3 protein-coding genes are annotated in these 6,264 nt (G+C 72.0%); all 3 read left to right on the top strand.

The window, feature by feature from the left end:
- The first annotated feature begins 19 nt into the window (after positions 1 to 19).
- Positions 20 to 4,270, top strand: coding sequence for an SDR family NAD(P)-dependent oxidoreductase (locus ACN6LM_RS37290; protein WP_445069863.1), 4,251 nt, complete (start codon positions 20 to 22; stop codon positions 4,268 to 4,270).
- A gap of 19 nt (positions 4,271 to 4,289) precedes the next feature.
- Positions 4,290 to 5,189 carry a proline iminopeptidase-family hydrolase gene (locus ACN6LM_RS37295; RefSeq protein ID WP_445069864.1) on the top strand — a complete coding sequence of 300 codons (900 nt, stop codon included), beginning with the start codon at positions 4,290 to 4,292 and terminating at the stop codon, positions 5,187 to 5,189.
- Between the two features lie 169 nt (positions 5,190 to 5,358).
- A partial coding sequence (locus ACN6LM_RS37300) for an ACP S-malonyltransferase (RefSeq protein WP_445069865.1) occupies positions 5,359 to 6,264 on the top strand: 906 nt, incomplete at its 3' end.

Consider the following 6,264-nt stretch of genomic DNA (forward strand, 5'->3'; position numbering starts at 1 on the left):
TGCGGCGTTGAACCGGACGATGTATGCGCAGGCCGGGTTGTTCGCTGTTGAGGTGGCGTTGTTCCGGCTGGTGGAGTCGTGGGGTGTCCGTCCGGATGTAGTGGCGGGGCACTCGATCGGTGAGCTGGCGGCGGCCCATGTGGCAGGTGTGTTGTCGCTGGAGGATGCGGCAACGTTGGTGGCTGCGCGTGGGCGGTTGATGCAGGCGTTGCCCGAGGGCGGTGCGATGGTGGCCGTGCAGGCCGCCGAGGCGGACGTGCTGCCGCTCTTGCGTGATGGTGTGGGTATTGCCGCAGTCAACGGGCCGTCGTCCGTGGTGGTCTCCGGCGTTGAGGCCGAGGTCGTTCGGGTGGCGGAGGAGTTGGCCGCTCAGGGGTGCAAGACGAAGCGGCTGGCGGTGTCGCATGCGTTCCACTCGGCGTTGATGGAGCCGATGCTGGAGGAGTTCCGTGAGGTCGCCGAGTCTGTGACCTACGAGCGGGCGCGGGTGGCGGCGGTTTCCACGGTCACCGGTCTCGCGGTGGAAGGGGAGTGGTCGACGGCCGAGTACTGGGTCGATCAGGTGCGCCGGCCGGTGCGGTTCGCGGATGCGGTGGGGACGTTGGCGGGTCGTGGTGTGACGGCGTTCGTGGAGTTGGGTCCGGATGCCGCGCTGGTGCCGATGGGTACCGAGTGCGTCACCGCGAACGAGGACGGTGACGGTGATGTCGATGAGGTGGCGTTCGTAGCGGTGCAGCGTCGTGACCGTGACGAGGTCGTGGAGCTGCTCACGGGCATCGGGCGGCTGTATGCCCGGGGGGTGAAGGTCGACTGGCGGGCGTACTTCGCGGGCACCTCCGCCCGCACCACCGACCTGCCCACCTACGCCTTCCAGCGCAAGCACTACTGGGCCCACTCGCCCGCCAAGGCCGGAGACGCGCCCTCCCTGGGCCTCGCCGACGCCGAGCACCCGCTGCTGGGTGCTGTCGTCGAAGTACCGGGTGACGGCGGCCGCATCCTGACGGGGCGGCTCTCGCCGGCCGCGCAGCCCTGGCTGGGCGACCACCGGCTGGGGGAGACGATCCTCTTCCCGGCCACCGGCTTCGTCGAGCTGGCCGTGCGTGCGGGTGACCAGGTCGGCTGTGAGCTGCTGGAGGAACTCACCCTGCAGGCGCCGCTGGCCCTTCCAGAGCACAGGAGCACGCAGATCCAGGTGGTCGTGGCGGCCGCCGACGAAGCGGGCCGCCGCTCGCTGAGCATCTACTCCCGTGCCCAGGACGCGTCGGACGCCGTGTGGACGCTCCACGCGCAGGGCGTGCTGGCCCGGGAGGCGCGCCGGCCGGAGTTCGATCTGGCGCAGTGGCCGCCCGTGGGCGCCGAGCCCATGGACGTGACGGACGCCTACGCCGTGCTGCACGGCAGGGGTTACGGATACGGCCCGGTGTTCCAGGGGCTGACGGCCGCCTGGACCCTGGGTGAGGAGGTCTTCGCCGAGATCACGCTGCCCGAGGAGGCGCAGGCCGACGCCGAGCGGTTCGGTCTGCACCCGGCTCTGCTGGACGCGGCCACGCACGCCGCGCTGGTCCACGAGGACGCGCCGGGCGGCTCGGGCGCCGTCCTGCCCTTCGCCTGGGTCGACGTGGCTCTCCACGCGGCCGGTGCCGCCGCCGTGCGCGTACGCCTGACCCCGACGGACGAGGGCATCGCGCTCGCCGTGGCCGACAGCGCCGGACGCCCGGTTCTGGAGGCGGGGTCCGTGGTCTCCCGGCCCGTATCGCTGGAGCAACTCGGCAAGGCGGGGGCCGCGGTCCACCACGACGATCTCTACCAGGTCGAGTGGCACCCGCTCCCGGCAGCCGCCGGCGGTGCCGAGCGCACCCCCTCCTGGGCGGAGTGGGGCGATGAGACGGCCGGTCCGCTGCCGGACCTGCTGCTCCTGCCGAGCGCCCCGGGCAACGACGCCGAAGCCGTGCACGCCCGCACCTGCCACGTACTGGAACGGATCCAGTCGTATCTGTCCGACGACCGGTACGCCGGTACCCGGCTGCTGGTGCTCACGCGGGGTGCCGTCGCCCGGGGCGGCGAGGACGTGCGGGACCTGGCGGGGGCGGCCGTATGGGGGCTGGTGCGCGCGGCGCAGCTGGAGAACCCCGGCCGGATCCTGCTGGCAGATCTGGAGCAGGGCACCGCGGTGGACGCGGAGCTGATCGCCCTGGTCACCGCCGGGGAGCCGCAGGTGGCGGTCCGCGGGGGTGTCGCGCACGCGGCGCGACTGGCCCGGGTCCCCGCCGAGCCGGTCCTGCCCACCGGTTTCGACGGGAGCGGTACGGTCCTGGTCACCGGCGCCTCGGGCACGCTCGGCGGGCTGGTGGCTCGCCACCTGGTGACCGCTCATGGTGTCCGGCACCTGGTGCTGACGAGTCGGCGCGGCGCGGCCGCGGACGGAGTGCCGCGACTGGTGGAGGAGTTGACGGCGCTCGGCGCGGACGTCCGGGCCGTCGCGGCCGACGCGGGTGACCGTGAGCAGCTCGCCGCCGTGCTGGAGGGCATCGCGGCCGAGCACCCGCTGACCGGTGTGGTGCACGCGGCGGGCGTACTGGACGACGGTGTGATCGGCCGCCTGACCCCGGCCCAGGTCGAGGCGAGTCTGCGTGCCAAGGCGGACGCCGTGCTCCACCTCCACGAGCTGACCCGGGACATGGACCTGACGGCCTTCGTGCTGTTCTCCTCCATGGCCGGCGTGTTCGGCAACGCGGGTCAGGCGGGCTACTCGGCCGCCAACGCGTTCCTCGACGCCTTCGCCACCCACCGGCGCGCGAACGGTCTCCCGGGCGTCTCGCTCGGCTGGGGCGCCTGGTCGAGGAACGTGGGCATGGCCGGCACGCTGAGCGATCACGACCGGCAGCGGATGAGCCGGCGCGGGATCGACGAGCTCTCGGTCGAGCGGGGTCTCGCGTTGTTCGACACGGCGATCACGGCCCAGTCGCCGGTGGTGCTGCCGGTCGGCCTCGACCTGTCGGTCCTGGCCCTGGCGGGTGCGGAACTGCCGCCCCTGCTGCGCGGCCTGGTGCCGGCGGTCAGGCGCCGCCCGGCCGGGCCCGCCCCGGCACAGGTGTCCGTGCACGACCGGCTCGCCGGGCTGGACGAGAAGGCGCGGGAGACGCTGCTGCTGCGCGTCGTGCTGGAGCAGGCGGCGGACGTCCTGGGCCACAGCGGCGCCGACGCGGTCGACCCGGAGCGGGACTTCCTGGAGTCGGGCTTCGACTCGCTGACGTCACTGGAGCTTCGCAACGGCCTCAACCAGGCGACCGGCCTGCGGCTCTCCCCGACCGCCGTGTTCGACAACAAGACGCCGGCGCAGCTCGCCCGGCACCTGCTCGCCGAACTCGCGGCGGGGCCGGACGCGGCCGGCGCGGGCGGACGGCCCGGGCGGGAGCAGCCGGCCGGCGGCGGAACGGGGGCGCTGAGCACACTGCTGCGCGCGGCGGCCGAGGCCGGGCGGATGGACAAGGGCTTCGATCTGCTGCGCACCTTCGCGGACATCCGTCCGACGTTCGGTTCGGCGGCGGAGCTGGACCGGCCCGCAGCCCCGGTACGGCTGGCCGACGGAGCGGGCACGCCGCGGCTGATCTGCGTCAGCACCCCGATGGCGACCGGTGGCCCGGCCCAGTACGCCCGGCTGGCGGCCGCGTTCCGCGGCGACCGGCACGTATCGGTGGTTCCGCTGCCGGGCTTCGTGGCCGGTGAGCCGCTGCCGGGCACCGTGCGGGCCGCTGTCGAGGCCGTGGCGCACGGAGTGCTGGCAGCGGCCGAGGGCGAGCCGTTCGTGCTGGTCGGCTACTCCTCGGGCGGCACGCTGGCCCATGCGACCGCCGCGTACCTGGAGAGCGAACTCGGCGTCACCGCCGCCGGGGTGGTCCTGCTGGACAGCTACCGTATGGACTCCGGGGCGGCGGGCGTGTCGCTGGACGCCCTGGCGCACGGTCTGCTCGCCAAGGAGTCGGCGTTCGGCGGCTTCGACGACGCGCGGCTGTCCGCCATGGCGGGCTGGGGCAGGGTCCTGTCGGATGTCGTACCGGGACGCATCGAGGCACCGGTTCTCCTGGCGCAGGCCACCGAACCCTTCGAAGCGCCGGCCGGAGACACGTCGGACGACACCTCCTGGCGGGCGCAGCCCTGGCACCCCGGCCACCACGTCGTCGAGGCGCGGGCGAACCACTTCACGATCATCGAGGAGCGGGCGGCCGACACGGCCGCACTGATCTCCGACTGGCTGACTTCGGTGAACTGAACGGATTGAGGCGACACAAGTGACTCTGGCACCCACCACCAAGGGGACGGTCCCCTTCGGGGAGTACGAGACCTGGTACCGCGTCACGGGGGACCTGTCCTCCGGGCGGCCGCCGATCGTCGTCGTGCACGGCGGCCCCGGCAGCACACACGACTACCTGCTGAGCCTGACCGCGCTCGCCGAGGCGGGCTGGCCGGTCGTCCACTACGACCAGCTGGGCAACGGGGGCTCCACCCATCTGCCGGACCGCGGCGCGGACTTCTGGACGGTGGAGCTGTTCCTGGCCGAGCTCGACAATCTGCTCCAGCGGCTGGGCATAGCCGACAACTACGTCCTGTACGGGCAGTCCTGGGGCGGCATGCTGGTCGCCCGGCACGCGGCCGCCCGGCCCGCCGGGCTCCGCGGTCTCGTCATCGCCAACTCGCCGGCCTCGTACCGCCTGTGGCGGCAGGAGATGGACCGGCTGCGGGCGGAGCTGCCCCCGGGCGTCGACGAGACGCTTCGGCGGCACGAGGCCGCGGGCACCACCGAGGACGACGAGTACCACCAGGCCATGCGGGTCTTCTACGAGCGGCACGTGTGTCTGCTCAAGCCGTGGCCGCGGGACTACCTGGCCTCGTTCTACGAGGTCTACAACGACCCGACGGTGTACTACACCATGAACGGCCCGACCGAGTTCCACGTCATCGGGACCCTGCGCGACTGGTCGGTGGAGGACTGCTGCCCGGACATCCAGGTGCCGACACTGCTCATCTCGGGCCGGCACGACGAGGCCACTCCGGCCACCGTCCAGCCGTTCCAGGACCTCATCCCGGACGTGCGGTGGGAGATCCTCGAGAATTCCAGTCACCTTCCGCACCTGGAGGAGCCGGAACTCTTCAACAAGATCATGACGGAGTATCTGCGGGACCTGCGCTGACCCGTTGAGGCGGGGGAGGGGTCGTACCGGTAGGGGTCGCTAGGGGTACTGGCAGCGACCCCTTCGGCACAGACTGGCCGGGAATGACAGGCTGTCGATCACCATAAAGGAGGGGGAGAGGGAAATGGAGAGTGCTCCGCAGCCCGGCACCGCCATCATATTTCCGGGAATGGGTCCCTGCCCGTTCGAGGACGTGGCCAAGTTCATGATGGTGAACCCCGGCGCCCGAAATCTCGTTTCCATCGCCAACGATGTTCTCGGCTATTCCCTCGTGGACCGCTTCCGGGAGGCCGAGGGAGATTACAGCGAACCCGCGCAGGTCTCATTTCTGGTCAACTGCCTCGCCCTGGCAGAATGGGCGGCGGATTCGATGGGAATGAGCCCGGCCCTGTGTGTGGGGCCGAGCTTCGGCGGCAAGGCGGCCGCGGTCCACTCCGGCGCGCTGCCGTTCGAGGAGGCGGTGGACATGACCGCCCGTTGGGCACGCGCCCTGGAGGACTACTTCGCCGTCGCCCACCGCGACATCGTGACGCACTCGTTCGCCCGCACGGGCGAGGGGGAGCTGGCGAAGATCCTCGCCGAGCTCGACGAGCAGGGCGAGTGGTACGACGTCTCCTGCTACGTCGACCACGACTTCTTCATGCTGTCGCTGCGCGAGGGCCGGCTCGATTGGCTGCAGTCACGGGTGCGCGCCCTGGGCGGCCTACCGCTCTACACCATGCGCCCGCCCATGCACTCGAGCGCCTTCGGCCCGCTGCGTGACCGCGTGGAGCAGGACATCTTCTCCCAGCTGCACTTCACCGACCCGGTTCTGCCGGTCGTCGCCGACCAGGACGGCCGCGTCCTCACCACCGGTGCGGAGGTCCGCGCGATGCTCCTGGACGGGTTCGTGCAGCCGGTCCGCTGGCCGGACGTGGTGACGACGCTGCAGAACGCGGGCGTGGCCAAGGTGTTCGTCTCGGGCCCCGACAGCCTCTTCGGGCGGGTGGGCGTCACGATCCGGAACTTCGAGGTGGTGCCGGTCAACCCGCGGATCGCGATGCAGCCGCGCCGGGGGGGGGGGGGGGGGGGGGGG

The organism is Streptomyces sp. SAS_281, from assembly GCF_052542855.1.

Coding starts and splice junctions, on each gene's coding strand:
- ACN6LM_RS37290 (WP_445069863.1), top strand. CDS start 20: ATGTATGCGCAGGCCGGGTTGTTCGCTGTTGAGGTGGCGTTGTTCCGG.